Here is a 26,561-nt window from a genome sequence, read left to right on the forward strand (position 1 = left end):
CTTCCTTAGGGAAGATTAGTCAGGCTGGCGGAGTAATCCGCCAGCCTTGTTGCGCTTGTAATGCATTGCAAGATGGCAAAGGTCAGCATTCAAGTTGTGTGGTTGCTGACGTTTGGTTTCTTGCGCCACCCCCCCATGATGGAGACTCTATGAGTTATTCGTTTACTGAGAAGAAGCGTATTCGTAAAAGTTTTGCGAAGCGTAACACCGTTCTCGACGTCCCATTCCTGTTGGCGACCCAGATCGATTCGTACACCGAGTTTCTCCAGCTGGGTGCACCGTTTGATCAGCGCAAGGATGTCGGCCTGCAAGCCGCATTCAAGTCGATCTTTCCGATCAACAGTCACAATGGTTTCGCACGTCTGGATTTCGTGCACTACGTACTGGGCGATCCGCCGTTCGACGTACAGGAGTGCCAACTGCGCGGTATTACCTTTGCCTCGCCGCTGCGTGCCCGCATCCGCTTGACCATCCTGGACAAAGAATCGTCCAAGCCGGTGGTAAAAGAAGTGCGCGAAAATGAAGTCTACATGGGCGAAATCCCGCTGATGACTTCCAACGGGTCGTTCATTATCAACGGTACCGAACGCGTTATCGTTTCGCAGCTGCACCGTTCCCCGGGCGTGTTCTTCGAGCACGACCGCGGCAAGACGCATTCTTCCGGTAAACTGCTGTTCTCCGCTCGCGTGATTCCTTACCGCGGCTCCTGGCTGGACTTCGAGTTCGATGCCAAAGACCAGCTGTTCTTCCGTATCGACCGCCGTCGCAAGATGCCGGTGTCCATCCTGCTGAAGGCACTGGGCTACACCAACGAACGCATCCTGTCCGAGTTCTACAATACCGACACCTTCTACCTCACCGGCAACGGCGTGTTCATGAAGGTCGTGGCTGAACGCCTGAAGGGCGAAGTGGCCAAGTTCGATATCGTAGGCGAAGACGGCAAGCTGATCGTTGCCAAAGATAAGCGCATTACCGCCAAGCACATCCGCGATATCGTTGCGGCCAACCTGACCCGCATCGAAGTACCGTTCGACCTGCTGGTAGGCAAAGTGCTGGCGCGTAACGTGGTGAACCCGGAAACCGGCGAAGTCATCGCGCGTGCCAACGACGAAATCACCGACGACCTGCTGGCCAAAATGGACATCCATGATGTGGCCGAAGTCGACGTGCTGTACACCAACGACCTGGACCACGGTGCCTACATCTCGCAAACCCTGCGTGGTGACGATACCGCCGACCAGCTGTCCGCACGCGTGGCCATCTACCGCATGATGCGCCCGGGCGAACCGCCGACAGAAGACGCCGTTGAGCAACTGTTCCAGCGTCTGTTCTTCAGCGAAGACAGCTACGACCTGTCCCGCGTTGGCCGCATGAAGTTCAACACCCGTACCTTCCAGTACAAGTTCGACGAGAAGTCCCCGGAGTGGTTCAAGACCCTGGTGGGCGAGAAGTTCGGTCATCGTCGTGACGTGACCGACGGCGTACTGGCCACCGAAGACATCGTTGCCGTGATCGCCATCCTGTGCGAACTGCGCAACGGCCGTGGCGAAGTGGACGATATCGATCACCTGGGTAACCGTCGTGTGCGTTCGGTAGGTGAGCTGGCCGAGAACCAGTTCCGCGCCGGTCTGGTGCGTGTTGAGCGCGCGGTGAAGGAACGCCTGAACCAGGCTGAATCCGACAACCTGATGCCGCACGACCTGATCAACGCCAAGCCGGTTTCTGCTGCGATCAAAGAGTTCTTCGGTTCCAGCCAGCTGTCCCAGTTCATGGACCAGACCAACCCGCTGTCTGAAGTGACCCACAAGCGCCGCGTATCGGCCCTGGGTCCGGGCGGTCTGACTCGCGAACGCGCAGGCTTCGAAGTACGTGACGTACACCCGACTCACTACGGTCGCGTGTGCCCGATCGAAACGCCTGAGGGTCCGAACATCGGTCTGATCAACTCCCTGTCCGTGTACGCTCGTACCAACGAGTTCGGTTTCCTGGAAACCCCGTACCGCAAAGTGATCGACGGCAAAGTCACCAACGAGATCGACTACCTGTCCGCCATCGAGGAAGGCCGCTACGTGATCGCTCAGGCTAACGCCGAGCTGGACGAAGTGGGCAACCTGATCGACGAGCTGGTGACCTGCCGTGAAAAAGGCGAAACCATCCTGGCAACCCCGGACCGCGTGCAGTACATGGACGTGGCAACCGGTCAGGTGGTATCCGTCGCTGCTTCGCTGATTCCGTTCCTGGAACACGATGATGCGAACCGTGCACTGATGGGCGCCAACATGCAGCGTCAGGCCGTACCGTGCCTGCGTCCGGAAAAACCGTTTGTCGGCACCGGCATCGAACGCGATGTGGCAGTTGACTCCGGTACCACCGTGATCGCCCGTCGTGGCGGTGTGGTGGACTACGTGGACGCCAACCGCGTCGTGGTTCGTGTGAACGACGAAGAAGCGATGGCTGGTGAAGTGGGTGTGGATATCTACAACCTCACCAAGTTCACCCGCTCCAACCAGAACACCAACATCAACCAGCGTCCTATCGTGAAGGTAGGTGACCTGATTGCACGTGGTGACGTGGTGGCTGACGGTGCTTCCACCGATATCGGTGAACTGGCACTGGGTCAGAACATGACCATCGCCTTCATGCCGTGGAACGGCTACAACTTCGAGGATTCGATTCTGATCTCCGAGAAGGTGGTAGCAGACGACCGTTACACCTCGATCCACATCGAAGAGCTGTCTGTCGTTGCCCGTGACACCAAGCTGGGCCCGGAAGAAATCACCCGCGACATCCCGAACCTGTCCGAGCGTATGGCCGGCCGTCTGGATGATTCCGGTATCGTCTACATCGGCGCGGAAGTGACCGCTGGTGACGTACTGGTCGGCAAGGTAACCCCGAAAGGCGAAACCCAGCTGACTCCGGAAGAAAAACTGCTGCGTGCGATCTTCGGTGAAAAAGCCTCCGACGTGAAAGACACCTCGCTGCGCGTACCGACCGGTATGACCGGCACCGTGATCGACGTGCAGGTGTTCACCCGCGAAGGTATCGAGCGCGACAAGCGCGCCCAGTCCATCATTGATGCCGAACTGAAGCGCTACCGCCTCGACCTGAACGACCAGCTGCGTATTTTCGATAACGATGCGTTCAGCCGTATCGAGCGCCTGATCGTGGGCAAAGTCGCCAACGGTGGTCCGAAGCGTCTGGCCAAAGGCACCGTGATCGACAACGAGTACCTGGCCGGCCTGCCGACCAAGCACGACTGGTTCGACATCCGCATGGCTGATGAAGACATCGCCAAGCAGCTGGAACTGATCAAGGAAAGCTTGGCGCAGAAGCGTGAAGAATTCGACCTCAAGTTCGAAGACAAGAAACGCAAGCTGACCCAGGGTGACGAACTGCCGCCGGGCGTACAGAAGATGGTGAAGGTGTACATCGCCGTTAAACGTCGTCTGCAAGCCGGTGACAAGATGGCCGGTCGTCACGGTAACAAGGGTGTGGTATCGCGCATCCTGCCGGTAGAAGACATGCCTTACATGGCTGACGGTCGTCCGGTAGACATCGTGCTTAACCCGCTGGGCGTACCGTCGCGTATGAACATCGGTCAGATTCTGGAAGTGCACCTGGGTTGGGCTGCCAAGGGTATTGGCGAGCGTATCGACCGCATGCTGAAACAACAGCAAAGCGTCGACGAGCTGCGTAACTACCTGGAGCGCATCTACAACGATACCGGCAAGAAGGTTGAGCTGGCCGAGATGAGCGACGCGGAAGTGAAGCTGCTGGCCGAAAACCTGCGCAAGGGCATGACCTTTGCTACCCCGGTATTCGATGGCGCCAAAGAGTCCGAAATCCGTCATATGCTGAATCTGGCGTACCCGGACGAAGACCCGCATACCGAACAGCTGTCGTTCAACAGCAGCAAGACCCAGATGACCCTGTTCGACGGCCGCTCCGGCGAAGCCTTCGACCGCAAGGTTACCGTGGGTGTGATGCACTACCTGAAGCTGCATCACCTGGTTGACGACAAGATGCACGCCCGTTCCACCGGTCCGTACTCGCTGGTTACCCAGCAGCCGCTGGGTGGTAAGGCGCAGTTCGGTGGTCAGCGTTTCGGTGAGATGGAAGTGTGGGCACTGGAAGCTTACGGTGCCGCCTACACCCTGCAGGAAATGCTGACTGTGAAGTCGGACGATGTGACCGGTCGTACCAAGATCTACGAAAACATCGTCAAGGGCGAACACAAGATCGATGCCGGCATGCCGGAATCCTTCAACGTGCTGGTGAAGGAAATCCGTTCGCTGGGCCTGGATATCGACCTGGAACGTTATTAATTAGGTAAGGCAGTCTGCGGCCAACGTTGGCCGCAGGCTTCCTCCTGAATGGAGACGCAATGAAAGCTCTGCTCGACCTCTTTAAGCAAGTGACGCAAGAAGAAGAGTTTGATGCGATTAAGATCGGCATCGCCTCCCCGGACAAGATCCGTTCCTGGTCGTTCGGTGAAGTCAAAAAGCCTGAAACCATCAACTACCGTACTTTCAAGCCGGAACGTGATGGCCTGTTCTGCGCGCGCATTTTCGGTCCGGTTAAGGACTACGAATGCCTGTGCGGCAAATACAAGCGCCTGAAGCATCGCGGTGTAATCTGCGAGAAGTGCGGCGTGGAAGTGACCCTGTCCAAAGTGCGCCGCGAGCGCATGGGCCACATCGAACTGGCATCGCCGGTAGCGCACATCTGGTTCCTGAAATCGCTGCCGTCGCGTCTGGGTATGGTCCTGGACATGACCCTGCGCGATATCGAACGCGTGCTGTACTTTGAAGCATTCGTCGTGACCGAGCCGGGCCTGACCAGCCTGCAACCGCGCCAGCTGCTGACCGAGGAAGACTACCTCGACAAGCTGGACGAGTACGGCGAAGAGTTCGTTGCCCTGATGGGTGCCGAAGCCGTGCGCGAGCTGCTGAAGCGTCTGGACCTCACGAGCGAGATCGAGACCCTGCGCCGCGAACTGGAAGCCACCAGCTCCGACACCAAGATCAAGAAGATCGCCAAGCGCCTCAAGGTGCTGGAGGCGTTCCAGCGTTCCGGCATGAAGCCGGAATGGATGATCATGGAAGTGCTGCCGGTGCTGCCGCCGGAACTGCGTCCGCTGGTACCGCTGGATGGTGGCCGCTTCGCGACCTCCGACCTGAACGACCTGTACCGTCGCGTCATCAACCGTAACAACCGTCTGAAGCGCCTGCTGGAACTGCGCGCACCGGACATCATCGTGCGCAACGAGAAGCGGATGCTGCAGGAATCGGTTGACTCGCTGCTGGATAACGGCCGTCGCGGCAAAGCCATGACTGGCGCCAACAAGCGTCCGCTGAAATCGCTGGCCGACATGATCAAGGGCAAGGGCGGTCGCTTCCGTCAGAACTTGCTGGGTAAGCGCGTGGACTACTCCGGTCGTTCCGTGATTACCGTGGGCCCGACCCTGCGTCTGCACCAGTGCGGTCTGCCGAAGAAAATGGCGCTGGAACTGTTCAAGCCGTTCATCTTCCACAAGCTGGAAGTGCTGGGCTTGGCGTCCACCATCAAGGCTGCCAAGAAGCTGGTAGAGCAGGAAGTGCCGGAAGTATGGGACATCCTGGAAGACGTGATCCGCGAGCATCCGGTACTGCTGAACCGTGCACCGACGCTGCACCGTTTGGGTATCCAGGCGTTCGAACCGCTGCTGATCGAAGGCAAGGCCATCCAGCTGCACCCGCTGGTCTGCGCGGCATTCAACGCCGACTTTGACGGTGACCAGATGGCCGTTCACGTGCCGCTGTCGCTGGAAGCGCAGATGGAAGCCCGCACCCTGATGCTGGCCACCAACAACGTGCTGTCCCCGGCCAACGGCGAACCGATCATCGTTCCGTCGCAGGATATCGTATTGGGTCTGTACTACATGACCCGCGACAAGATCAACGGCAAGGGTGAAGGCATGGTATTTGCCGACACCAACGAAGTGCATCGCGCTTACGAAACCCGTCAGGTGGAACTGGGCACGCGCATTACCGTGCGTCTGAAAGAGTGGGAAAAAGACGAGCAAGGCGAGTTCGTGTCGGTGATCAAGCGCTACAACACCACCGTTGGCCGCGCCATTCTGTCCGAGATCCTGCCGAAGGGTCTGCCGTTCGAGTTCATCAACCGCGCGCTGAAGAAGAAAGAGATCTCTCGTCTGATCAACGCTTCGTTCCGTCGCTGCGGCATTCGCGACACGGTGATTTTCGCCGACCAGCTGATGTACACCGGTTTTGCCTACTCGACCCGCGGTGGTATCTCCATCTGCGTGGACGACATGGAAATCCCGGCCAAGAAGTTCGACCTGCTGGGCGAAGCGCAAAAAGAAGTCAAAGAGATCGAAGAGCAATACCGCCAAGGTCTGGTTACCCAGGGCGAGCGCTACAACAAGGTAGTGGATATCTGGGGCCGTACCGGTGATAAGATTGCCAAGGCGATGATGGACGAGCTGTCCAAGCAGAAGGTGATCGACCGCGAAGGCAAGGAAGTCGAGCAAGAATCGTTCAACTCGATTTACATGATGGCTGACTCGGGTGCGCGGGGTTCCGCAGCCCAGATCAAACAGCTGGCCGGTATGCGTGGTCTGATGGCCAAGCCGGACGGTTCCATTATCGAAACGCCGATTACCGCGAACTTCCGCGAAGGTCTGACCGTACTGCAGTACTTTATCTCCACCCACGGTGCACGTAAGGGTCTGGCGGATACGGCACTGAAGACGGCGAACTCCGGTTACCTGACCCGTCGTCTGGTAGACGTGACGCAGGATCTGGTGGTGATCGAAGACGATTGCGGCACCACAAACGGCTTCGTAATGAAGGCCGTGGTACAAGGCGGTGACGTGATCGAGCCGCTGCGCGACCGTATCCTGGGCCGTGTCACCGCCAACGACGTGGTGGATCCGTCCACCAGCGAAACCGTGATCGAAGCCGGCACCCTGCTGGACGAGAGCTTGGTAGACCTGATCGACGAGCGTGGTATCGACGAAGTGAAAGTGCGTACCGCCATCACTTGCGACACCCGCTACGGTCTGTGTGCCCAGTGTTACGGTCGCGATCTGGCCCGCGGTAAGCGCGTGAACGCCGGTGAGGCCGTGGGTGTGATTGCTGCGCAGTCGATTGGTGAGCCGGGTACCCAGCTGACCATGCGTACCTTCCACATCGGTGGTGCCGCGTCCCGAAATGCCGCTGCCAGCCAGGTAGAAGGTAAGTCGAACGGTACCGTACGTTTCTCCAGCCAGATGCGTTACGTGAAGAACACCAAGGACGAGCTGATCGTGATCAGCCGCTCCGGCGAAGTGGTGATTCACGATGACGTTGGCCGCGAGCGCGAGCGTCACAAAGTACCGTACGGTGCGACCCTGATGGTGACCGACGGTCTGAGCATCAAGGCTGGTGCCGTACTGGCAACGTGGGACCCGCACACCCGTCCGATCATCACCGAGTACGCTGGTCGCGTGAAGTTCGAAAACGTGGAAGAGGGCGCCACCGTTGCCAAGCAGACTGACGAAGTAACCGGTTTGTCCACTCTGGTGGTGATCGATGCCAAGCGTCGTGCTGGTGCCCAGTCCAAGATGCTGCGCCCGTTGGTGAAGCTGCTGGACGACAACGGCAACGAAGTGAAGCTGGCGGGTTCCGATGCGTCGGTATCCATCACCTTCCAGGTTGGCGCGATCATTACCGTGCGTGACGGTCAGGAAGTCGGCAAGGGTGAAGTACTGGCACGTATTCCGCAAGAATCGTCCAAGACCCGCGATATTACCGGTGGTCTGCCGCGTGTAGCCGAGCTGTTCGAAGCCCGTTCGCCGAAAGACGCCGGCATGCTGGCCGAGGTGACCGGTACCGTTTCCTTCGGTAAGGACACCAAGGGCAAGCAACGTCTGATCATTACCGATCTGGACGGCAATGCCTACGAAAGCCTGATCCCGAAAGACAAGCACGTACTGGTACACGATGGCCAGGTAGTGAACCGCGGCGAATTGATCGTCGACGGCCCGGTCGATCCGCACGACATCCTGCGCCTGCAGGGTATCGAGGCGCTGGCCCGCTACATCGGCCAGGAAGTACAAGAGGTTTACCGTCTGCAGGGCGTGAAGATTAACGACAAGCACATCGAGGTGATCGTTCGCCAGATGCTGCGTCGTGTGGTGATCACCGATTCCGGCGATACCGACTTCATCACCGGCGAACAGGTAGAGCGCGCAGAAGTGCTGGAGACCAACGACCAGATGATCGCCGACGGCAAGATCCCGGCGCAGTACGACAACGTACTGCTGGGTATCACCAAGGCATCGCTGTCCACCGACTCCTTCATCTCCGCGGCGTCCTTCCAGGAAACCACTCGCGTGCTGACCGAAGCGGCGATCATGGGCAAGAAAGACGATCTGCGTGGTCTGAAAGAAAACGTGATCGTTGGCCGCCTGATCCCGGCAGGTACCGGTCTGGCTTACCACCGCAACCGTCGTCGCCAGGCGGCTGCCGGTGACGTGCCGGTGGAGTTCGCACCGCTGGAAGCCGAGATCGACGCTGGCAATAACGCACTGTAAGTTGCGTTGACACCAAAAAACGCTGTCCTTTCAACGTCTAACGTTGGAAGGGCAGCGTTATTTCATTGACGCTAAGTGTTTGACTAAAATATAATCCACGTCTTTCTTGGTGGTATGGTGCCGCCAAGAGAATCAACTAGGAACTGATAGTAATGCCAACCATTAACCAACTCGTTCGCAAAGGCCGTACCGCGGTTCTGTCGAAGAGCAAGGTGCCTGCACTGGAGGCCTGCCCGCAGAAGCGTGGCGTGTGCACCCGTGTATACACCACTACCCCGAAAAAACCGAACTCCGCTCTGCGTAAAGTGTGCAAAGTGCGCCTGACCAACGGTTTCGAGGTGATCTCCTACATCGGTGGTGAAGGCCACAACCTGCAGGAACACTCGGTGGTACTGATCCGCGGCGGTCGTGTAAAAGACTTGCCGGGTGTACGTTACCACACCGTTCGCGGCTCCCTGGACACTGCTGGCGTTAAAGATCGTAAGCAGGCTCGCTCCAAGTACGGTGCCAAGCGTCCTAAGTAATTTAGGGCATGTGCGGCGGAGTTATCCGTCGAGTAAGTGGCTGCTTTGTTGAGCAGTCGCGAGCGTAAAGCTCAACTGAATAGATTGAAGGAATTGAAATGCCAAGACGCAGAGAAGTGCCCAAGCGCGATATCCTGCCGGATCCGAAGTTCGGTAGCCAGGATCTGACCAAATTCATGAACGTTGTAATGATCGATGGCAAGAAGTCTGTTGCTGAACGCATCATTTACGGCGCCCTCGAGCAAATCGAGAAAAAAACCGGCAAAAACGCGGTGGAAGTGTTCAACACTGCCATCTCCAACGCCAAGCCGATCGTGGAAGTAAAAAGCCGCCGTGTAGGTGGTGCCAACTATCAAGTTCCTGTTGAAGTACGTCCTTCCCGTCGTCTGGCGCTGGCAATGCGCTGGCTGCGCGACGCCGCTCGTAAGCGTGGCGAAAAATCCATGGACCTGCGTCTGGCTGGCGAGCTGATCGATGCAGCCGAAGGCCGTGGCGGCGCGATGAAGAAGCGTGACGAAGTTCACCGCATGGCTGAAGCCAACAAGGCGTTCTCGCACTTCCGCTTCTAATTACCATCCCGCGAAAGGATTCTGGCCATGGCTAGAAAGACCCCCATTGAGCGTTACCGTAACATCGGTATCTCGGCTCACATTGACGCTGGTAAGACCACTACTACCGAACGTATCCTGTTCTACACCGGTGTAAACCACAAGATCGGTGAAGTGCATGATGGCGCTGCCACCATGGACTGGATGGAACAAGAGCAAGAGCGCGGTATTACCATTACTTCCGCTGCTACCACTACCTTCTGGAAAGGTATGGGCATGCAGTTCCCGGAACACCGCTTCAACATCATCGACACCCCGGGTCACGTGGACTTTACTATTGAGGTAGAGCGTTCCATGCGTGTTCTGGACGGTGCCGTGATGGTGTACTGCGCGGTAGGTGGCGTTCAGCCGCAGTCCGAGACCGTATGGCGTCAAGCGAACAAGTACAAAGTGCCGCGTATCGCTTTCGTGAACAAGATGGACCGTCAGGGTGCCAACTTCTTCCGTGCCGTAGAGCAAGTGAAGACCCGTCTGCGTGGTAACCCGGTGCCTATCGTTGTGCCTATCGGTGCTGAAGAAGGTTTCGAAGGTGTTGTTGACCTGCTGAAGATGAAGGCCATCATTTGGGACGAAGCTTCCCAAGGCATGAAATTCGAGTACGGCGACATCCCGGCTGACCTGGTTGCAGTAGCTGAAGAATGGCGCGAGAAAATGGTTGAAGCGGCGGCGGAAGTCGACGAAGACACCATGAACAAGTACCTGGAAGGCGAGACCCTGAGCGAAGAAGAAATCGTGAATGGTCTGCGTCAGCGTACCCTGCGTTGCGAAATCCAGCCGATGCTGTGTGGTTCCGCGTTCAAGAACAAAGGCGTACAGCGCATGCTGGACGCGGTTGTTGAACTGCTGCCGAGCCCGCTGGATGTACCGCCGGTACCGGGCGAAAACGAAGACGGCACCCCGGCCGTTCGTGAAGCCTCCGACGATGCGCCGTTCTCCGCGCTGGCGTTCAAACTGATGAACGACCCGTACGTTGGTCAACTGACCTTCTTCCGCGTTTACTCTGGTGTGGTTAACTCTGGCGACACCGTGCTGAACTCGGTTAAAGGCAAGAAAGAGCGCATGGGCCGTATCGTGCAGATGCACGCTAACGACCGTCAGGAAATCACCGAAGTACGCGCTGGCGATATCGCCGCGGGTATCGGCCTGAAAGAAGTAACCACTGGTGAGACCCTGTGTGCGGTTGACGCCCCGATCGTTCTGGAACGCATGGTATTCCCGGAGCCGGTAATTCACGTTGCCGTTGAGCCGAAAACCAAGGCCGACCAAGAGAAGATGGGTGTTGCCCTGAACCGTCTGGCCAAGGAAGATCCGTCCTTCCGCGTGCGTACCGATGAAGAATCGGCACAGACCATCATTTCCGGTATGGGTGAACTGCACCTGGAAATTCTGGTTGACCGCATGAAGCGTGAATTCGGTGTGGAAGCCAACGTAGGTGCACCGCAAGTAGCCTACCGCGAAACCATCACCAAGACCGTTACCGACGTGCAAGGTAAACACGCCAAGCAATCCGGTGGTAAAGGTCAGTACGGTGATTGTACGATCACGCTGGAACCGTCCGGCGAAGGTCAGGGCTACAAGTTCATCGACGAGATCAAAGGTGGTGTCATTCCTCGCGAATTCATCCCGTCGGTTGACAAGGGTATCCGCAACTCGCTGAACAACGGTATTCTGGCTGGCTACCCGGTGGTGGACGTAACCGTACGTCTGACCTTCGGTTCCTACCACGACGTTGACTCCTCGCAGATCGCGTTCGAACTGGCAGGCTCCCTGGCTTTCAAAGAAGCCATGCGTCGTGCTGGTCCGTGCATCCTCGAGCCGATGATGGCCGTTGAAGTGGAAACCCCGGAAGAGTACATGGGCGATGTAATGGGCGACCTGAACCGTCGTCGTGGCATCGTCCAGGGCATGGACGACGATGGTGTGGGTGGTAAGAAGATCCGCGCTGAAGTACCGCTGTCCGAAATGTTCGGTTACTCCACCGACCTGCGTTCCGCTACCCAGGGCCGTGCTACCTACTCCATGGAGTTCAAGCACTACTCTGAAGCCCCGCGTCATATCGCTGACGCCGTAATGGCGGCGCGTAAGTAATCTGCGCGACGAGGTTGGCCGCATGCGGCCAACCTCTGAACTGTTTGTTCTTTAATTAAGGAAATTTGCAAAATGGCAAAAGAAAAGTTTGAGCGGACCAAGCCGCACGTAAACGTTGGCACCATCGGTCACGTCGACCACGGTAAAACCACTCTGACCGCTGCTATCACCACCATTCTGTCCAAGAAATTCGGTGGCGAAGCTAAAGATTACTCCCAGATCGACAGCGCGCCGGAAGAAAAAGCTCGTGGTATTACCATTAATACCGCTCACGTAGAATACGAAACTGCTACCCGCCACTACGCTCACGTAGACTGCCCGGGTCACGCCGACTACGTAAAAAACATGATTACCGGTGCTGCCCAGATGGACGGCGCTATCCTGGTATGTTCCGCTGCTGACGGCCCGATGCCGCAAACTCGCGAACACATCCTGCTGTCCCGCCAAGTAGGCGTACCGTACATCATCGTCTTCCTGAACAAGGCTGACCTGGTGGACGACGCTGAGCTGCTGGAACTGGTTGAAATGGAAGTGCGCGATCTGCTGTCTTCCTACGACTTCCCGGGCGATGACACCCCGATCGTTACCGGTTCCGCTCGTCTGGCACTGGAAGGCGACCAATCCGAATACGGCGAGCCGGCAATCTTCCGCCTGGCTGATGCTCTGGATTCCTACATCCCGACTCCGGAGCGTGCTATCGACAAGCCGTTCCTGCTGCCGATCGAAGACGTGTTCTCGATCTCTGGTCGTGGTACTGTAGTTACCGGTCGTGTTGAGCGCGGTATCGTTAAAGTCGGCGAAGAGCTGGAAATCGTTGGTCTGAAAAACACCGTTAAGACCACTTGCACCGGCGTGGAAATGTTCCGCAAGCTGCTGGATCAAGGTCAGGCTGGTGACAACGTAGGCGTGCTGCTGCGTGGCACCAAGCGTGAAGACGTAGAGCGTGGTCAGGTTCTGGCCAAGCCGGGTTCCATTACCCCGCACACCAAGTTTGCTGCTTCGGTATACGTACTGAGCAAAGAAGAAGGTGGTCGTCACACTCCGTTCTTCGCTAACTACCGTCCGCAGTTCTACTTCCGTACTACTGACGTGACTGGCGCTGTTGGCCTGTCCGAAGGTGTGGAAATGGTTATGCCGGGTGACAACGTAGAAATCACCGTAGAACTGATCGCTCCGATCGCTATGGAAGAAGGTCTGCGTTTCGCGATCCGTGAAGGCGGCCGCACCGTTGGTGCTGGCGTTGTTGCCAAAATCATCGCCTAATCGGACGCGGAGTCAATACCATGCAAAGCCAGAAAATCCGTATCCGCCTGAAGGCATTTGATTACAACCTGATCGACCGTTCCGCTCAGGAGATCGTTGAGACCGCCAAGCGCACTGGTGCCGTTGTTAAAGGCCCGGTTCCGCTGCCGACCAAAATCGAGCGTTTCAACGTTCTGCGTTCCCCGCACGTGAACAAGACTTCCCGCGATCAGCTGGAAATCCGTACCCACCTGCGCCTGATGGACATCGTTGATCCGACAGACAAAACTGTCGACGCGCTGATGAAGCTGGACCTGCCGGCTGGCGTGGATGTGGAAATCAAGCTTCAGTAATTACGGATTTACAATGTTTGTCGGTCTAAGTGCTTGCAAGCATTGATTTTTCTGTGATAAAGTCGCGGACTCATCATTTTGATGAGTCCGCTTTTCTTTGAGCAAGCCGGTCAATCGTAATCGGCGCCTGTAAAGGAAATAACCATGACTTTAGGTCTAGTCGGTCGCAAAGTCGGCATGACCCGCGTATTTGCTGAGGACGGTGTATCCGTTCCGGTAACTGTGCTGGACATGTCCGCAAACCGCGTATCGCAAATCAAAACTGCAGACACCGACGGCTACGTAGCCGTACAGGTTGCTGCTGGTGCCCGCAAGGCTAATCGTGTGACCAAGGCTGAAGCCGGTCACTTTGCTAAGGCTGGCATCGAAGCCGCCCGCACTCTGCGCGAGTTTACCGCTACCGCAGAAGCGCTGGCAGCGCTGAATGTTGGTGATGCACTGTCCGTTGAAATCTTTGCCGTAGGCCAGCTGGTAGACGTTACCGGTACCTCCAAGGGTAAAGGCTTCTCCGGTGCCATCAAGCGCCACAACTTCTCGTCCAACCGTGCTTCCCACGGTAACTCGGTTTCCCACAACTCCCCTGGCTCTATCGGTCAGGCGCAAGATCCGGGCCGTGTATTCCCGGGTAAGCGCATGGCAGGTCAGTACGGTAATGTGAAGAGCACTGTTCAGTGCCTCGAAATCGTTCGTATCGACGTGGAGCGTCAACTGATTCTGGTCAAAGGCGCAGTGCCGGGTGCCAAGAACGGTGACGTGGTAGTGCGTCCTAGCGTGAAGGCAGGTGCATAATGGAATTGAAAGTGATCAATGCTCAGGGCCAGCAAGTAGAAGCCCTGCAAGCCTCTGAAGCACTGTTTGCACGTGACTACAACGAAGCACTGGTACACCAGGTGGTTACCGCCTTCCTGGCAAACGCTCGTAGCGCCAACCGTGCCCAGTTGACCCGTGCCGAGGTTAAACACTCGACCAAGAAACCTTTCCGTCAGAAAGGTACTGGCCGCGCCCGTGCTGGTATGACTTCCTCCCCGCTGTGGCGTGGTGGTGGTCGCACCTTCCCGAACAAGCCGGACGAGAACTTCACCCAGAAGGTGAACCGTAAGCAATACCGTGCTGGTATGGCTACCATTCTGTCCCAGCTGGTTCGCGACGAGCGCCTGATCATTGTTGATGAACTGACCGTTGCTTCCCCGAAAACCAAGGAATTCGCTGCCAAAGTGAAATCCCTGGGTCTGGATCGTGCGCTGATCATCACCAAAGAGCTGGATGAGAATCTGTATCTATCTTCCCGTAACCTGCCTAACGTGCTGGTAATTGAAGCTCAGCAAGCTGACCCGTTCAGCCTGGTCCGCTTCAAGAAAGTGGTAATCACCCGTGATGCCGTGAAGCAACTCGAGGAGCAGTGGGTATGAACCAGGAACGTTTGCTGCAAGTAATCCTGGCGCCGATCGTGTCTGAAAAGAGCACTCTGGTTGCCGAGAAAAACCAGCAGGTTGCTTTCCGCGTTGCTACCGATGCAACTAAGCCGGAAATCAAGGCTGCCGTTGAACTGCTGTTCAATGTCAAGGTTGAAGGTGTTTCCACTGTCAACGTTAAAGGCAAGACCAAGCGTTTTGGCCGTTTCGTTGGCCGCCGCAAGGACTGGAAAAAGGCTTATGTAAGCCTGGTTCCGGGTCAAGAACTTGACCTGACCGCCACCCCGGCCGTTGCGGAGTAAGGAGATAGAGCATGCCTCTCGTAAAAGTTAAACCGACTTCCGCTGGTCGTCGTGCCGTTGTTAAGGTCGTACATCCTGACCTGCACAAAGGCGCTCCGTTCGCAGCGCTGGTTGAAAAGAAAACTTCGACTGCTGGCCGTAACAACAACGGTCACATCACTACCCGTCACAAGGGTGGTGGTCATAAGAAGCACTACCGTATCGTAGACTTCCGTCGCAACAAAGATGCCATCCCGGCTAAAGTTGAGCGTATCGAATACGATCCGAACCGTACCGCCCACATCGCCCTGCTGTGCTACGCAGACGGTGAGCGTCGCTACATCATCGCTCCGCGCGGCGTGAAGCCGGGTGCCGAGCTGATGTCTGGTGCCGAAGCGCCGATCAAGGCTGGTAACGCCCTGCCGATCCGCAACATCCCGGTAGGTACCACCATCCACTGCATCGAACTGCAGCCGGGCAAAGGTGCCCAGATTGCACGTTCCGCTGGCTCCTCCGCCATGCTGCTGGCCCGCGAAGGCGTTTACGCCCAGCTGCGCCTGCGCTCGGGCGAGATCCGCAAGGTTCACGTTGACTGCCGCGCCACTGTTGGTGAAGTAGGCAACGAAGAGCACAGCCTGCGCAAGATCGGTAAAGCCGGTGCTAACCGCTGGCGCGGTATCCGTCCGACTGTTCGTGGTACTGCCATGAACCCGGTGGATCACCCGCACGGTGGTGGTGAAGGTCGTACTGGTGAAGGTCGCGTGCCTGTTAGCCCGTGGGGTACCCCGACTAAGGGCTTCCGTACCCGTCGCAACAAGCGTACCGACAATATGATCGTACGCCGTCGCTTTTCGAAATAAGGGATAACTGACTTATGGCACGTTCGCTTAAAAAAGGCCCGTTCGTTGATCTCCACCTGCTGAAGAAAGTGGATGCGGTGCGTGCAACGAACGACAAGCGCCCGATCAAGACCTGGTCCCGTCGCTCGACTATTCTGCCGGACTTCATCGGTCTGACTATCGCCGTACACAACGGCCGCACTCACGTGCCGGTTTATGTGTCCGAGAACATGGTTGGTCACAAGCTTGGTGAATTCTCGCTGACTCGTACCTTCAAAGGCCATGCGGCTGATAAGAAGGCCAAGAAGAAATAAGGTGATGCGATGAAAGTTTCTGCACAACTGAATAATGCACGCCTTTCGGCACAGAAGTGCCGCTTGGTAGCAGACCTGATCCGCGGTAAAGACGTGGGTCAAGCACTGAACATCCTGACCTTCAGCCCGAAAAAGGGTGCTGCACTGATCAAGAAAGTTCTGGAATCCGCAATCGCCAACGCTGAACACAACGAAGGCGCGGATATCGACACTCTGAAAGTGACGAGCATCTATGTTGACAAGGGTCCTTCCCTGAAGCGTTTCACCGCACGCGCCAAAGGCCGCGGTAACCGCATCGAGAAGCAGACCTGCCACATCACGCTCAGTGTAGGCAACTAAGGGGTAAGCAATGGGTCAGAAGATTCATCCGACGGGTTTCCGTCTTGCAGTAACCAAAAACTGGGCTTCCAAGTGGTTTGCAAACTCGCACGACTTTGCAGGTCAACTGAAGCAGGATATCGAAGTACGTGAATTCCTGAAGAAGAAGCTCGCTCATGCCGCTGTTGGCCGCATCGTTATCGAGCGTCCGGCCAAGTCCGCCCGTATCACCATTCACAGCGCCCGTCCGGGTGTTGTAATCGGTAAAAAAGGCGAAGACATCGAAGTTCTGAAAAAAGAACTGCAGCGTCGTATGGGTGTACCTGTACACGTGAACATCGAAGAAGTTCGCAAGCCGGAAATCGATGCGCAAATCATCGCTGACGGTATCGCTTCCCAGCTGGAGAAGCGTGTGATGTTCCGTCGCGCCATGAAGCGTTCCATGCAGAACGCCATGCGCATGGGCGCCCAGGGCATCAAGATCATGAGCTCCGGCCGTCTGAACGGTATCGATATCGCTCGTAGCGAATGGTACCGCGAAGGCCGCGTTCCGCTGCACACCCTGCGTGCTGACGTGGACTACGCGACTTCCGAAGCTCACACCACTTACGGTGTGATCGGTATCAAGGTATGGGTATACAAGGGCGACATCAAACCTGGTCAGGTTCAGGCCGCCCCGGTAGCACCTGAGAAGAAATCCAGAAAGGCAGGAGCTCGTAATGCTGCAGCCAACTAGACTCAAATACCGCAAACAGCACAAAGGTCGCAATACTGGTATTGCTACCCGTGGCAACAAAGTGAGCTTTGGTGACTTCGGTCTGAAAGCTATTGGCCGTGGTCGTCTGACTGCTCGTCAAATCGAAGCTGCCCGTCGTGCGATGACCCGTCACATCAAACGTGGCGGTCGCATCTGGATCCGTGTATTCCCGGACAAGCCGATTACTTCCAAGCCTGCCGAAGTTCGTATGGGTGGGGGTAAAGGTTCGCCGGAGTACTACGTAGCTGAAATCCAGCCAGGCAAGATGCTGTACGAAATGGACGGCGTTGCTGAAGAACTGGCTCGTGAAGCCTTCCGTCTGGCCGCTGCCAAGCTGCCGATCCCGACGGTATTTGTGACTAAACAGGTGGGTCAGTAATGAAAGCGACTGAACTGAAAGCCAAGAGCGTTGATGAGCTGAAGGTCGAGCTGCTCGGTCTCCTGAAAGCTCAATTCGCACTGCGCATGCAACACGCTACCCAGCAACTGGCTAAAACCAGCGAGCTGAAGAAAGTGCGTCGTGACATCGCGCGTGTTCGCACCGTTCTGAAAGAGAAGGCTGCTTAAGATGAGCGAAACTAAAGTGGTTCGTACGCTGACTGGTAAAGTAGTCAGCGACAAAATGGACAAGACCGTTACTGTACTGGTAGAGCGCAAGGTTAAGCACCCGATCTACGGTAAAGTGATCCGTCGCTCCAAGAAGTTTCATGCCCATGACGAGAACAACGAGTTCCGCGCTGGCGACATCGTCGTCATCAGCGAGACCCGTCCGCTCTCCAAAACAAAAACTTGGGCTGTCACTGCACTGGTCGAGAAGGCTCGCCAAGTGTAATGCTTGCAGAGGGGGCAACCCCTCTGTATAATGGTTGTTTTCGGGGGTTCCTCCGAAATCATCCCTGACGGGGTCCAAGACTGGCCGCTAGACACGCCGCAATTTTTGCGGCGTTTCCTTCATCTTGAGAGGGAAAGAGGCGGAATTAAGTTGGATAGAAAGGTAATCAAACATGATTCAAATGCAGTCCATTTTGGATGTTGCAGACAACACCGGTGCGCGTTCCGTAATGTGCATCAAAGTGTTGGGCGGCTCCAAGCGTCGCTATGCCGGCGTGGGTGACATCATCAAGGTGAGCATCAAGGATGCTGCTCCCCGTGGTCGTGTCAAAAAGGGTGACGTATACAACGCAGTAGTGGTTCGTACCGCTAAAGGCGTTCGTCGTCCTGATGGCTCTCTGATTAAATTTGACAGCAACGCGGCTGTTCTGCTCAACAACAAGCTTGAGCCGATCGGTACTCGTATCTTCGGGCCTGTTACGCGTGAACTGCGTACCGAGCGCTTCATGAAGATCGTGTCGCTGGCTCCTGAAGTTCTGTAAGGAGAGTACCCATGCGTAAGATTCGTAAAGGCGACGAAGTAGTCGTAATCACCGGCAAAGACAAAGGCAAACGTGGTGCCGTACTGCGCGTGCTCGAGGGCAAGGTGGTGGTTGAAGGCATCAACCTGGTGAAAAAACACCAGAAGCCGAACCCGGTCCGCGGCGTAGCTGGCGGTATCGTGGAAAAAACCATGCCGCTGGATGTTTCCAATGTCGCTATTTTCAACGCGGCAACCCAGAAAGCTGACCGCGTAGGTTTCAAAGTGCTGGAAGATGGCAAAAAAGTGCGCATCTTCAAGTCCACTGGCGAAATCGTGGGCGCGTAAGGAGCAAAAATGGCACGTTTGTATGATTTCTACAAAAGCACCGTTGTTCCGGCGCTGATCGAAAAGTTCGGCTACAAGTCCATCATGGAAGTGCCGCGCATCGAGAAGATCACCCTGAACATGGGTGTTGGCGAAGCTGTTGCCGACAAAAAAGTGATGGACCACGCTGTGGGTGATCTGGAAAAGATCGCCGGTCAGAAGCCGGTAGTTACCACTGCCCGCAAGTCCATCGCTGGCTTCAAAATTCGCGATAACTACCCGGTTGGTTGCAAGGTTACCCTGCGCCGTGAACGTATGTACGAATTCCTGGACCGCCTGGTGACGATCTCGCTGCCGCGCGTTCGTGACTTCCGTGGTGTTTCCGCCAAGTCCTTCGACGGCCGCGGTAACTACAACATGGGCGTTAAGGAACAGATCATCTTCCCGGAAATCGAGTACGACAAGATCGATGCTCTGCGTGGTATGAACATTACCATCACCACCACCGCGAAGACTGACGAAGAAGCCCGCGCACTGCTGGCTGCGTTCAAATTCCCGTTTAAGGGCTAAGCAAATGGCAACTCTTGCACTGATTAATCGCGAAGAGAAGCGCGCGAAGCTCGTGGCTAAGTACGCCGGCAAGCGCGAGCAACTTCTCGCCATCATCAACAACCCGAATCTGTCTGAAGAAGAGCGTTTTGCCGCTCGTCTGAAGCTGCAGCAGCTGCCGCGTAACGCTAGCCCGGTACGTCAGCGTCGTCGTTGCGCCCTGACCGGTCGTCCGCGTGGTGTATTCCGCAAGTTCGGTCTGGCTCGTAACAAGCTCCGTGAAATCGCTATGAAAGGCGAGATCCCGGGCGTGGTTAAAGCTAGCTGGTAATAGGAGATACAGAATGAGCATGCAAGATCCTATTTCCGATATGCTGACCCGCATCCGTAACGGCCAGCGCGCTGCTAAGACTTCTGTTTCGATGCCGTCGTCGAAACTGAAAGTGGCGATCGCCCAGGTCCTGAAGGATGAAGGCTATATCGAGAACTTCTCCGTAACCGAAGCTGATAAGAAGCCGGTTCTGGAAGTGGAACTGAAGTACTACGTTGGTCGTCCGGTAATCGAGCGCATCGAGCGCGTTTCCCGTCCTGGCCTGCGCGTTTACAAGGGCTCCACCGAGATCCCGAAGGTAATGAACGGTTTGGGCGTAACCATCGTTTCTACCTCTCGTGGCGTAATGACTGATCGTAAAGCGCGTGCTGCCGGTATCGGCGGTGAGCTGCTCTGCGTCGTGGCTTAATCGGAGGGTGTAATGTCTCGCGTAGCTAAAAACCCCGTGGTTATCCCGGCAGGCGTTGAAGTTAAATTCGGTGCTGGCGAAGTGACCGTGAAGGGCCCGCTGGGCGCTCTGAGCACTGCGCTGGTTGCTGACGTTGACGTAAAACTGGTTGATAACCAACTGGTTTTCGCGGCCAACAATGACTCCAAATTTGCCCGTTCGATGTCTGGCACCCTGCGTGCCCTGCTGAACAACATGGTAAATGGCGTTAGCAAAGGCTTCGAGAAGAAACTGCAACTGGTAGGCGTAGGTTACCGTGCTCAGGCACAAGGTGACGCCCTGAACCTGTCTCTTGGCTTCTCTCACCCGGTCGTACACCAAATGCCGGAAGGCGTTAAGTGTGAAACGCCGACTCAGACCGAGATCCTGATCAAAGGCGCTGACAAACAGCGCGTTGGCCAGGTGGCTGCTGAAATCCGCGCTTACCGTTCCCCTGAGCCGTACAAAGGCAAGGGCGTTCGTTACGCTGATGAAGTGGTGGTTCTGAAAGAGACCAAGAAGAAGTAATTGAGGCACTGAAATGGACAAGAAACAGACTCGACTCCGCCGCGCACGCAAAACCCGTGCACGCATTGCGGAGCTCAAGATGGCTCGTCTGTGCGTATACCGCACTAATAGCCACATTTACGCTCAGGTCATTGACGAAACTGGTAGCCGCGTTCTGGCAAGTGCTTCCAGTCTTGAAGCTGATGTGCGCGCTAATCTTGCAAACGGTGGCAACATTGCTGCCGCAGTTGTGGTGGGCAAGGCAATCGCTGAAAAAGCCAAGGCTGCAGGCGTTAGTCAAGTTGCATTTGATCGTTCCGGCTTCAAATACCATGGTCGCATCAAGGCCCTGGCAGACGCTGCCCGTGAAAACGGTCTTGTATTCTAATCGGAGTTAAGAATGGCTAAGCACGAGATCGAAGATCGTGGCGATGGTCTGATCGAGAAAATGATCGGCGTAAACCGTGTCACCAAAGTGGTGAAGGGTGGCCGTATCATGGCCTTCTCGGCTCTGACTGTCGTAGGTGATGGCGACGGTGGTATCGGCATGGGTAAGGGCCGTTCCAAAGAAGTTCCTGCCGCTGTACAGAAGGGTATGGAACAGGCTCGTCGCAACATGATCAAAGTACCGCTGAAAAACGGTACCCTGCATCATGCAGTTGTAGGCAAACACGGTGCTACTACCGTGTTCATGCAGCCCGCTAAAGACGGTGCCGGTGTTAAAGCCGGTGGCCCGATGCGTGCAATTTTCGAAGCGCTGGGCGTACACAACGTGTCCGCCAAGATCCACGGTTCCACCAACCCGTACAACGTGGTTCGTGCAACTCTGGACGGCCTGAGCAAGATCCATACTCCGGCCCAGATCGCTGCTAAGCGTGGTCTGACCGTGGAGCAAATCCTGGGGGCGGATCATGAGTGATATCAAAACCATCAAAGTGACTCTGGTGAAGAGCCTGATTGGTCGTATTGAATCGCACAAGGCTTGCGCACGTGGTCTCGGTCTGAAGAAAATCAATCAGACCGTTGAAGTTATCGACACTGCAGCTAACCGTGGCATGATCAACAAGATCAGCTACCTGGTTAAGAGCGAGGGCTGATAAATGTTGCTGAATACCATTAAGCCGGGCGCAGGTGCCAAGCACGCTAAGCGTCGCGTTGGCCGTGGCATCGGTAGCGGCCTGGGTAAAACCGCTGGTCGTGGTCACAAAGGTCAGAAGAGCCGCGCTGGTGGCTTCCATAAAGTAGGCTTCGAAGGCGGTCAAATGCCGCTGCAACGTCGCCTGCCGAAGCGTGGCTTCAAGTCGCTGACTGCTGGCAACGTAGCTGAAGTTCGCCTGTCCGAACTGGCGCTGCTGCCGGTTGGCGAGGTTGACCTGCTGGCACTGAAACAGGCTGGCCTGGTACACGCTCAAGCACTGGGCGCCAAGCTGATCCTGTCCGGTACTGTTGATCGTGCCTTCACCCTGCGTGGCGTTACTGCTACTGCCGGTGCTAAAGCTGCGATCGAAGCTGCCGGTGGCAGTTTCGTAGAATAAGGCGCAATCCGTGGCGAATACTTCTCTAGTTGGAAACACCAACAAGTTTGGTGATCTCAGGCGCCGTATCTTTTTTCTGATCGGGGCTTTGATTGTTTACCGTATCGGTGCACATGTGCCGGTGCCGGGTATCAATCCTGTAGAGCTAGCGAAGTTGTTCCAGTCGTCGCAAACGGGCCTCCTGGACATGTTCAACATGTTTTCAGGAGGCGCCTTGGAGAGGTTTACGGTATTTGCTCTTGGCATCATGCCGTACATCTCCGCCTCTATCGTGTTGCAACTGGCGTCTGAAATCGTACCGACGCTGAAGCAACTGAAGAAAGAGGGCGATGCGGGACGTCGCAAAATAACCCAGTACACCCGCTATGCAACCTTGGCTCTGGCGACTTTCCAGAGTTTCGGTATCGCAGTAATGCTGTTCAAGCAACCCAATCTGGTAGCCGTGCCGCAACTGGAGTTCTATGTAACGACAGTGGTGACTCTGGTGACCGGTACCATGTTCCTGATGTGGCTCGGTGAGCAGATTACGGAGCGTGGTTTGGGGAACGGTATTTCCCTGATCATCTGTGCAGGTATTGCTGCAGGTGTTCCGGCTGCGATTGGCAAGACCTTGACGCTAACTAGCCAGGGTTCGCTGCCTATCCTGCTGGTAATCGCGCTGTTTGTGGCGGTCATTGCAGTTACCTATCTGGTTGTATTTGTGGAACGTGGCCAGCGCAAGGTCCTAGTGAATTATGCCAAACGTCAGGTCGGCAACCGTGTCGTGCAGGGTCAGAGTACCCACATGCCATTGAAGCTGAATATGGCAGGTGTGATTCCTCCGATTTTTGCTTCGAGCATTATTTTGTTCCCGGCTACGGTTTTGGGTTGGTTCGGTAATACCGAAGGTCTGGGCTTGCTGAAGTCCATTGCGGACAAGCTGCATCCTGGTCAGCCGGTATACGTGCTGCTGTACGCTGCAGCAATCATTTTCTTCTGTTACTTCTACACTGCCTTGGTGTTCAACCCCAAGGAAACGGCAGATAACCTGAAGAAGAGTGGGGCTTTCATCCCAGGTATCCGCCCGGGTGAGCAGACTTCCCGTTACATCGAGAAGATCATTCTGCGTCTCACATTGATTGGTGCGATCTACATCACACTTGTTTGCTTGATGCCAGAGTTCCTTATTCTTAACTGGAACGTTCCCTTCTACTTCGGTGGTACCTCGCTGCTGATCATGGTTGTGGTAACGATGGATTTCATGGCTCAAGTACAGTCGTATGTTCTTTCCCATCAGTACGAGGGCCTGCTCAAGAAAGCTAACTTCAAGAGTGGCGTCAGCCGCTAAGGTAAACGGTAACTGGCTTTATGGCGAAAGAAGATACTATCCAGATGCAGGGCGAAGTCCTGGAAACGCTGCCTAACGCAACTTTCCGGGTCAAGCTCGAAAATGGACACGTTGTTCTCGGTCACATCTCTGGCAAGATGCGTATGCATTACATACGCATCCTCCCGGGTGACAAGGTTACGGTAGAAATGACTCCGTATGACCTGTCTCGTGCCCGTATCGTGTTCCGTGCGAAGTAATCGCACTTGCTCTTTTCAGATAGAAAGGAACTGAAATGCGTGTACAACCTTCGGTAAAGAAAATTTGCCGTAACTGCAAAATCATTCGTCGCAACCGTGTTGTGCGAGTGATCTGCACTGATCCGCGTCACAAACAAAAGCAAGGCTAATATTTGTTAGCCTGGTTTTGTCATGTTACAATCGCAACCTTTTCAAGCTTAAGGCTTAAGGAAAGAGAATGGCCCGTATTGCAGGGGTAAACATCCCCAATCATGCGCATGCTGTTATCGGCCTGCAGGCTATCTATGGTATCGGTGCTACCCGCGCGAAGCTCATTTGTGCTTCCGCTGGTATCAATCCTTCCTCCAAAGTGAAGGATCTGACCGAAGCCGAGATGGAGTCGCTGCGTGTAGAAGTCGCCAAGTTCACCGTAGAAGGTGATCTGCGTCGCGAAATTACCATGAGCATCAAACGTCTGATGGACATGGGTTGCTATCGTGGTTTCCGCCATCGTCGTGGTCTGCCGTGCCGTGGCCAGCGCACTCGTACCAATGCCCGTACCCGCAAAGGTCCGCGCAAGGCTATCGCCGGTAAGAAGTAATTTTAAGGAACACAGATAATGGCTAAAGCAAACACAGCTGTCCGTGTACGCAAAAAAGTACGCAAGTCTGTTAGCGACGGTATCGTGCACGTGCACGCTTCCTTCAATAACACCATCATTACCATCACTGACCGTCAGGGAAATGCTTTGTCTTGGGCTACCTCCGGTGGTGCTGGCTTTAAAGGCTCGCGTAAAAGTACACCCTTTGCCGCTCAGGTAGCAGCAGAGCACGCTGGTAAAGTTGCCCAAGAATACGGTGTTAAGAACCTGGAAGTCCGCATCAAGGGCCCTGGCCCGGGTCGTGAATCTTCTGTTCGCGCCCTGAATGCGCTGGGTTTCAAAGTGACCAGCATCTCCGACGTGACGCCCGTTCCGCACAACGGCTGCCGTCCTCCCAAAAAACGTCGTATCTAATTTAGGAGAGTCTGAGAAATGGCACGTTACACCGGCCCTAAATGTAAACTGGCTCGTCGTGAAGGGACTGATCTCTTCCTGAAGAGCGCTCGTCGTGCACTGGATACCAAGTGCAAACTGGATACCGCACCTGGCCAGCACGGCGCCAAGAACACCCGTCTGTCGGACTTCGGTGTTCAACTGCGTGAAAAACAAAAAGTACGTCGCATCTACGGTGTTATGGAGCGTCAGTTCCGTAAATACTTTGCTGAAGCTGCGCGTCGCCAAGGCTCCACTGGTGAAAACCTGCTGAAGATTCTGGAAGCTCGTCTGGATAACGTTGTTTATCGCATGGGCTTCGGTTCTACCCGCGCAGAAGCTCGCCAACTGGTTAGCCACAAAGCGATCACCGTTAATGGCGTTGTAGTGAACATCCCGTCTTACCAGGTTAAAGCTGGTGATGTGGTTGCTGTTCGTGAAAAGGCCAAGAAACAGGTTCGTATTCAAGAAGGTCTGGCTTTGGCTGAGCAGATTGGCTTCCCGGCTTGGGTTGCCGTTGACACCAAGAAGATGGAAGGTGTCTTCAAAACTGCTCCTGAGCGTTCCGAGTTGTCTAGCGATATCAACGAACAACTCGTTGTGGAATTCTACTCCAAGTAATCGCTAGCTCTTAAGGAATGACTATGCAAAACAGCGCTTCGGAATTTCTGAAACCGCGACTGATCGATGTGCAGCCTGTTTCGGCTACGCATGCTCGTGTGTCGATGGAGCCGTTCGAGCGAGGCTACGCCCACACTCTGGGTAACGCCCTGCGTCGCATCCTGCTCTCGTCCATGCCGGGTTATGCTCCGACCGAAGTAACAATCGCTGGCGTTTTGCATGAGTATTCCGCTCTTGACGGTGTTCGGGAAGATGTCGTTGACATCCTCCTGAACCTGAAGGGCGTAGTGCTTAAGCTGCATGGTCGTGACAGCCTGATCCTCTCTCTGAAGAAAGAGGGTGAAGGCCCTGTCCTGGCTGGTGACATCGAACTGCCGCACGATGTAGAAGTGATCAACCCTGATCACGTTATCTGCTATCTGTCCGCTGGCGGTAAAATCGATATGGAAATCAAGGTTGAGAAGGGCCGCGGCTACCAGCCGGTAGCTTCCCGCGTCAACCATGACGACAATCGTGCGATTGGCACCATCCAGCTTGATGCTTCCTTCTCCCCGGTGCGCCGCGTCAGCTTCAATGTTGAAAGCGCCCGTGTAGAACAACGTACCGACCTGGATCGTCTGGTACTGGACATCGAGACCAACGGTGTGATCGAACCGGAAGAAGCGGTACGCCTGGCGGCCCGCATCCTGGTAGATCAGCTGTCGATCTTTGCAGACTTGCAAGGTACAGCAGTTGAGGAAGTCGTTGAGAAGGCGCCGCCGATCGATCCGATCTTGCTGCGTCCGGTCGATGATCTCGAACTTACTGTTCGTTCCGCCAATTGTCTGAAGGCCGAGAACATTTACTACATCGGTGATCTGATTCAGCGTACGGAAACCGAGCTGCTGAAGACCCCGAACCTTGGTCGTAAGTCGCTGAACGAGATCAAGGAAGTTCTCGCTTCTAAAGGCCTGACACTCGGCATGAAACTCGAAAACTGGCCGCCGGCTGGTCTCGAGAAGCCGTAAGTTTGGGATAAAAG

The 26,561-nt window shown here is 55.6% G+C and carries 34 protein-coding genes; all 34 read left to right on the forward strand.

Annotated features, from left to right (window positions below):
* Positions 1-149 precede the first annotated feature (149 nt).
* The 34 genes from rpoB (at position 150) to ACK4FZ_RS03960 (ending at position 26,547) form a co-directional block, all read left to right on the forward strand.
* Positions 150-4,325 carry a DNA-directed RNA polymerase subunit beta gene (rpoB, locus tag ACK4FZ_RS03795; protein ID WP_144372243.1) on the forward strand — a complete coding sequence of 1,392 codons (4,176 nt, stop codon included), beginning with the start codon at positions 150-152 and terminating at the stop codon, positions 4,323-4,325.
* A gap of 59 nt (positions 4,326-4,384) precedes the next feature.
* Positions 4,385-8,578, forward strand: a complete 4,194-nt coding sequence (rpoC, locus tag ACK4FZ_RS03800) for a DNA-directed RNA polymerase subunit beta' (RefSeq protein WP_409818351.1) — start codon at positions 4,385-4,387, stop codon at positions 8,576-8,578.
* A gap of 152 nt (positions 8,579-8,730) precedes the next feature.
* Entirely contained in the window at positions 8,731-9,102 is a 372-nt protein-coding gene (gene rpsL, locus ACK4FZ_RS03805) for a 30S ribosomal protein S12 (protein ID WP_017507381.1), read from the forward strand.
* 98 nt (positions 9,103-9,200) lie between these two features.
* The gene (gene rpsG / locus ACK4FZ_RS03810) at positions 9,201-9,671 is read left to right on the forward strand and encodes a 30S ribosomal protein S7 (protein WP_144372245.1); all 471 of its coding nucleotides are present in this window, start codon (positions 9,201-9,203) and stop codon (positions 9,669-9,671) included.
* Between the two features lie 27 nt (positions 9,672-9,698).
* The gene (fusA, locus tag ACK4FZ_RS03815) at positions 9,699-11,798 is read left to right on the forward strand and encodes an elongation factor G (RefSeq protein WP_144372246.1); all 2,100 of its coding nucleotides are present in this window, start codon (positions 9,699-9,701) and stop codon (positions 11,796-11,798) included.
* A gap of 72 nt (positions 11,799-11,870) precedes the next feature.
* Positions 11,871-13,061: an elongation factor Tu gene (tuf, locus tag ACK4FZ_RS03820; protein WP_144372247.1), complete on the forward strand. Its 1,191-nt coding sequence runs from the start codon at positions 11,871-11,873 to the stop codon at positions 13,059-13,061.
* A gap of 20 nt (positions 13,062-13,081) precedes the next feature.
* Positions 13,082-13,393 (forward strand): 30S ribosomal protein S10, encoded by a 312-nt coding sequence (gene rpsJ, locus ACK4FZ_RS03825; RefSeq protein WP_017507377.1) that lies wholly within the window; start codon positions 13,082-13,084, stop codon positions 13,391-13,393.
* A 144-nt stretch (positions 13,394-13,537) separates the two neighbouring features.
* The gene (gene rplC, locus ACK4FZ_RS03830; protein ID WP_144372248.1) at positions 13,538-14,182 is read left to right on the forward strand and encodes a 50S ribosomal protein L3; all 645 of its coding nucleotides are present in this window, start codon (positions 13,538-13,540) and stop codon (positions 14,180-14,182) included.
* The gene (gene rplD, locus ACK4FZ_RS03835) at positions 14,182-14,802 is read left to right on the forward strand and encodes a 50S ribosomal protein L4 (RefSeq protein WP_144372249.1); all 621 of its coding nucleotides are present in this window, start codon (positions 14,182-14,184) and stop codon (positions 14,800-14,802) included. Before rplC ends, rplD begins: the two co-directional genes overlap by 1 nt.
* Complete coding sequence (gene rplW / locus ACK4FZ_RS03840) at positions 14,799-15,107, forward strand: 50S ribosomal protein L23 (protein ID WP_017507374.1); 309 nt, start codon at positions 14,799-14,801, stop codon at positions 15,105-15,107. Before rplD ends, rplW begins: the two co-directional genes overlap by 4 nt.
* A gap of 11 nt (positions 15,108-15,118) precedes the next feature.
* A complete protein-coding gene (gene rplB, locus ACK4FZ_RS03845) occupies positions 15,119-15,946 on the forward strand; it encodes a 50S ribosomal protein L2 (RefSeq protein WP_017507373.1) in 828 nt (275 codons plus the stop codon).
* 14 nt (positions 15,947-15,960) lie between these two features.
* Positions 15,961-16,239, forward strand: coding sequence for a 30S ribosomal protein S19 (gene rpsS / locus ACK4FZ_RS03850; protein WP_017507372.1), 279 nt, complete (start codon positions 15,961-15,963; stop codon positions 16,237-16,239).
* 9 nt (positions 16,240-16,248) lie between these two features.
* Positions 16,249-16,578, forward strand: coding sequence for a 50S ribosomal protein L22 (gene rplV / locus ACK4FZ_RS03855; RefSeq protein ID WP_144372250.1), 330 nt, complete (start codon positions 16,249-16,251; stop codon positions 16,576-16,578).
* A gap of 10 nt (positions 16,579-16,588) precedes the next feature.
* Positions 16,589-17,293 (forward strand): 30S ribosomal protein S3, encoded by a 705-nt coding sequence (rpsC, locus tag ACK4FZ_RS03860; RefSeq protein WP_144372251.1) that lies wholly within the window; start codon positions 16,589-16,591, stop codon positions 17,291-17,293.
* Positions 17,277-17,693 carry a 50S ribosomal protein L16 gene (rplP, locus tag ACK4FZ_RS03865; RefSeq protein ID WP_144372252.1) on the forward strand — a complete coding sequence of 139 codons (417 nt, stop codon included), beginning with the start codon at positions 17,277-17,279 and terminating at the stop codon, positions 17,691-17,693. Before rpsC ends, rplP begins: the two co-directional genes overlap by 17 nt.
* A complete protein-coding gene (gene rpmC, locus ACK4FZ_RS03870) occupies positions 17,693-17,881 on the forward strand; it encodes a 50S ribosomal protein L29 (RefSeq protein WP_409818352.1) in 189 nt (62 codons plus the stop codon). The genes rplP and rpmC overlap by 1 nt, the downstream gene beginning before the upstream one ends.
* 1 nt (position 17,882) lies before the next feature.
* A complete protein-coding gene (gene rpsQ, locus ACK4FZ_RS03875; RefSeq protein WP_144372254.1) occupies positions 17,883-18,146 on the forward strand; it encodes a 30S ribosomal protein S17 in 264 nt (87 codons plus the stop codon).
* A 172-nt stretch (positions 18,147-18,318) separates the two neighbouring features.
* Positions 18,319-18,687 carry a 50S ribosomal protein L14 gene (rplN, locus tag ACK4FZ_RS03880; RefSeq protein WP_017507366.1) on the forward strand — a complete coding sequence of 123 codons (369 nt, stop codon included), beginning with the start codon at positions 18,319-18,321 and terminating at the stop codon, positions 18,685-18,687.
* Between the two features lie 11 nt (positions 18,688-18,698).
* The gene (rplX, locus tag ACK4FZ_RS03885) at positions 18,699-19,013 is read left to right on the forward strand and encodes a 50S ribosomal protein L24 (RefSeq protein ID WP_144372255.1); all 315 of its coding nucleotides are present in this window, start codon (positions 18,699-18,701) and stop codon (positions 19,011-19,013) included.
* A gap of 9 nt (positions 19,014-19,022) precedes the next feature.
* On the forward strand, positions 19,023-19,562 hold the full coding sequence (gene rplE, locus ACK4FZ_RS03890; RefSeq protein ID WP_144372256.1) for a 50S ribosomal protein L5: 540 nt from the start codon (positions 19,023-19,025) through the stop codon (positions 19,560-19,562).
* 4 nt (positions 19,563-19,566) lie between these two features.
* Positions 19,567-19,872 carry a 30S ribosomal protein S14 gene (gene rpsN, locus ACK4FZ_RS03895; protein WP_026107680.1) on the forward strand — a complete coding sequence of 102 codons (306 nt, stop codon included), beginning with the start codon at positions 19,567-19,569 and terminating at the stop codon, positions 19,870-19,872.
* A gap of 13 nt (positions 19,873-19,885) precedes the next feature.
* Positions 19,886-20,281, forward strand: a complete 396-nt coding sequence (gene rpsH, locus ACK4FZ_RS03900; protein ID WP_144372257.1) for a 30S ribosomal protein S8 — start codon at positions 19,886-19,888, stop codon at positions 20,279-20,281.
* Between the two features lie 12 nt (positions 20,282-20,293).
* Entirely contained in the window at positions 20,294-20,827 is a 534-nt protein-coding gene (gene rplF / locus ACK4FZ_RS03905) for a 50S ribosomal protein L6 (protein ID WP_144372258.1), read from the forward strand.
* A gap of 13 nt (positions 20,828-20,840) precedes the next feature.
* The gene (gene rplR, locus ACK4FZ_RS03910; protein ID WP_144372259.1) at positions 20,841-21,194 is read left to right on the forward strand and encodes a 50S ribosomal protein L18; all 354 of its coding nucleotides are present in this window, start codon (positions 20,841-20,843) and stop codon (positions 21,192-21,194) included.
* Between the two features lie 12 nt (positions 21,195-21,206).
* Positions 21,207-21,725: a 30S ribosomal protein S5 gene (rpsE, locus tag ACK4FZ_RS03915; protein ID WP_144372260.1), complete on the forward strand. Its 519-nt coding sequence runs from the start codon at positions 21,207-21,209 to the stop codon at positions 21,723-21,725.
* Positions 21,718-21,903 carry a 50S ribosomal protein L30 gene (gene rpmD / locus ACK4FZ_RS03920; RefSeq protein WP_017507358.1) on the forward strand — a complete coding sequence of 62 codons (186 nt, stop codon included), beginning with the start codon at positions 21,718-21,720 and terminating at the stop codon, positions 21,901-21,903. The genes rpsE and rpmD overlap by 8 nt, the downstream gene beginning before the upstream one ends.
* Before the next feature lie 3 nt (positions 21,904-21,906).
* Positions 21,907-22,341: a 50S ribosomal protein L15 gene (gene rplO, locus ACK4FZ_RS03925; RefSeq protein WP_144372261.1), complete on the forward strand. Its 435-nt coding sequence runs from the start codon at positions 21,907-21,909 to the stop codon at positions 22,339-22,341.
* A gap of 10 nt (positions 22,342-22,351) precedes the next feature.
* Positions 22,352-23,668, forward strand: a complete 1,317-nt coding sequence (gene secY, locus ACK4FZ_RS03930; RefSeq protein WP_409818353.1) for a preprotein translocase subunit SecY — start codon at positions 22,352-22,354, stop codon at positions 23,666-23,668.
* A gap of 20 nt (positions 23,669-23,688) precedes the next feature.
* On the forward strand, positions 23,689-23,907 hold the full coding sequence (gene infA, locus ACK4FZ_RS03935) for a translation initiation factor IF-1 (RefSeq protein WP_144372263.1): 219 nt from the start codon (positions 23,689-23,691) through the stop codon (positions 23,905-23,907).
* A gap of 35 nt (positions 23,908-23,942) precedes the next feature.
* Positions 23,943-24,056: a 50S ribosomal protein L36 gene (gene rpmJ / locus ACK4FZ_RS03940; RefSeq protein WP_011137711.1), complete on the forward strand. Its 114-nt coding sequence runs from the start codon at positions 23,943-23,945 to the stop codon at positions 24,054-24,056.
* A 68-nt stretch (positions 24,057-24,124) separates the two neighbouring features.
* Positions 24,125-24,487 (forward strand): 30S ribosomal protein S13, encoded by a 363-nt coding sequence (gene rpsM / locus ACK4FZ_RS03945; protein WP_144372264.1) that lies wholly within the window; start codon positions 24,125-24,127, stop codon positions 24,485-24,487.
* An 18-nt stretch (positions 24,488-24,505) separates the two neighbouring features.
* Complete coding sequence (gene rpsK, locus ACK4FZ_RS03950; protein ID WP_017507353.1) at positions 24,506-24,901, forward strand: 30S ribosomal protein S11; 396 nt, start codon at positions 24,506-24,508, stop codon at positions 24,899-24,901.
* Between the two features lie 18 nt (positions 24,902-24,919).
* Positions 24,920-25,540 carry a 30S ribosomal protein S4 gene (rpsD, locus tag ACK4FZ_RS03955; RefSeq protein ID WP_144372265.1) on the forward strand — a complete coding sequence of 207 codons (621 nt, stop codon included), beginning with the start codon at positions 24,920-24,922 and terminating at the stop codon, positions 25,538-25,540.
* Positions 25,541-25,563: 23 nt separating this feature from the next.
* Positions 25,564-26,547, forward strand: a complete 984-nt coding sequence (locus ACK4FZ_RS03960; protein WP_144372266.1) for a DNA-directed RNA polymerase subunit alpha — start codon at positions 25,564-25,566, stop codon at positions 26,545-26,547.
* Positions 26,548-26,561 lie beyond the last annotated feature (14 nt).

This window comes from Vogesella sp. (assembly GCF_046297735.1).
GTDB classification, from domain to species: domain Bacteria; phylum Pseudomonadota; class Gammaproteobacteria; order Burkholderiales; family Chromobacteriaceae; genus Vogesella; species Vogesella urethralis.

Coding starts and splice junctions, on each gene's coding strand:
- rpoB (WP_144372243.1), top strand. CDS start 150: ATGAGTTATTCGTTTACTGAGAAGAAGCGTATTCGTAAAAGTTTTGCG.
- rpoC (WP_409818351.1), top strand. CDS start 4,385: ATGAAAGCTCTGCTCGACCTCTTTAAGCAAGTGACGCAAGAAGAAGAG.
- rpsL (WP_017507381.1), top strand. CDS start 8,731: ATGCCAACCATTAACCAACTCGTTCGCAAAGGCCGTACCGCGGTTCTG.
- rpsG (WP_144372245.1), top strand. CDS start 9,201: ATGCCAAGACGCAGAGAAGTGCCCAAGCGCGATATCCTGCCGGATCCG.
- fusA (WP_144372246.1), top strand. CDS start 9,699: ATGGCTAGAAAGACCCCCATTGAGCGTTACCGTAACATCGGTATCTCG.
- tuf (WP_144372247.1), top strand. CDS start 11,871: ATGGCAAAAGAAAAGTTTGAGCGGACCAAGCCGCACGTAAACGTTGGC.
- rpsJ (WP_017507377.1), top strand. CDS start 13,082: ATGCAAAGCCAGAAAATCCGTATCCGCCTGAAGGCATTTGATTACAAC.
- rplC (WP_144372248.1), top strand. CDS start 13,538: ATGACTTTAGGTCTAGTCGGTCGCAAAGTCGGCATGACCCGCGTATTT.
- rplD (WP_144372249.1), top strand. CDS start 14,182: ATGGAATTGAAAGTGATCAATGCTCAGGGCCAGCAAGTAGAAGCCCTG.
- rplW (WP_017507374.1), top strand. CDS start 14,799: ATGAACCAGGAACGTTTGCTGCAAGTAATCCTGGCGCCGATCGTGTCT.
- rplB (WP_017507373.1), top strand. CDS start 15,119: ATGCCTCTCGTAAAAGTTAAACCGACTTCCGCTGGTCGTCGTGCCGTT.
- rpsS (WP_017507372.1), top strand. CDS start 15,961: ATGGCACGTTCGCTTAAAAAAGGCCCGTTCGTTGATCTCCACCTGCTG.
- rplV (WP_144372250.1), top strand. CDS start 16,249: ATGAAAGTTTCTGCACAACTGAATAATGCACGCCTTTCGGCACAGAAG.
- rpsC (WP_144372251.1), top strand. CDS start 16,589: ATGGGTCAGAAGATTCATCCGACGGGTTTCCGTCTTGCAGTAACCAAA.
- rplP (WP_144372252.1), top strand. CDS start 17,277: ATGCTGCAGCCAACTAGACTCAAATACCGCAAACAGCACAAAGGTCGC.
- rpmC (WP_409818352.1), top strand. CDS start 17,693: ATGAAAGCGACTGAACTGAAAGCCAAGAGCGTTGATGAGCTGAAGGTC.
- rpsQ (WP_144372254.1), top strand. CDS start 17,883: ATGAGCGAAACTAAAGTGGTTCGTACGCTGACTGGTAAAGTAGTCAGC.
- rplN (WP_017507366.1), top strand. CDS start 18,319: ATGATTCAAATGCAGTCCATTTTGGATGTTGCAGACAACACCGGTGCG.
- rplX (WP_144372255.1), top strand. CDS start 18,699: ATGCGTAAGATTCGTAAAGGCGACGAAGTAGTCGTAATCACCGGCAAA.
- rplE (WP_144372256.1), top strand. CDS start 19,023: ATGGCACGTTTGTATGATTTCTACAAAAGCACCGTTGTTCCGGCGCTG.
- rpsN (WP_026107680.1), top strand. CDS start 19,567: ATGGCAACTCTTGCACTGATTAATCGCGAAGAGAAGCGCGCGAAGCTC.
- rpsH (WP_144372257.1), top strand. CDS start 19,886: ATGAGCATGCAAGATCCTATTTCCGATATGCTGACCCGCATCCGTAAC.
- rplF (WP_144372258.1), top strand. CDS start 20,294: ATGTCTCGCGTAGCTAAAAACCCCGTGGTTATCCCGGCAGGCGTTGAA.
- rplR (WP_144372259.1), top strand. CDS start 20,841: ATGGACAAGAAACAGACTCGACTCCGCCGCGCACGCAAAACCCGTGCA.
- rpsE (WP_144372260.1), top strand. CDS start 21,207: ATGGCTAAGCACGAGATCGAAGATCGTGGCGATGGTCTGATCGAGAAA.
- rpmD (WP_017507358.1), top strand. CDS start 21,718: ATGAGTGATATCAAAACCATCAAAGTGACTCTGGTGAAGAGCCTGATT.
- rplO (WP_144372261.1), top strand. CDS start 21,907: ATGTTGCTGAATACCATTAAGCCGGGCGCAGGTGCCAAGCACGCTAAG.
- infA (WP_144372263.1), top strand. CDS start 23,689: ATGGCGAAAGAAGATACTATCCAGATGCAGGGCGAAGTCCTGGAAACG.
- rpmJ (WP_011137711.1), top strand. CDS start 23,943: ATGCGTGTACAACCTTCGGTAAAGAAAATTTGCCGTAACTGCAAAATC.
- rpsM (WP_144372264.1), top strand. CDS start 24,125: ATGGCCCGTATTGCAGGGGTAAACATCCCCAATCATGCGCATGCTGTT.
- rpsK (WP_017507353.1), top strand. CDS start 24,506: ATGGCTAAAGCAAACACAGCTGTCCGTGTACGCAAAAAAGTACGCAAG.
- rpsD (WP_144372265.1), top strand. CDS start 24,920: ATGGCACGTTACACCGGCCCTAAATGTAAACTGGCTCGTCGTGAAGGG.
- ACK4FZ_RS03960 (WP_144372266.1), top strand. CDS start 25,564: ATGCAAAACAGCGCTTCGGAATTTCTGAAACCGCGACTGATCGATGTG.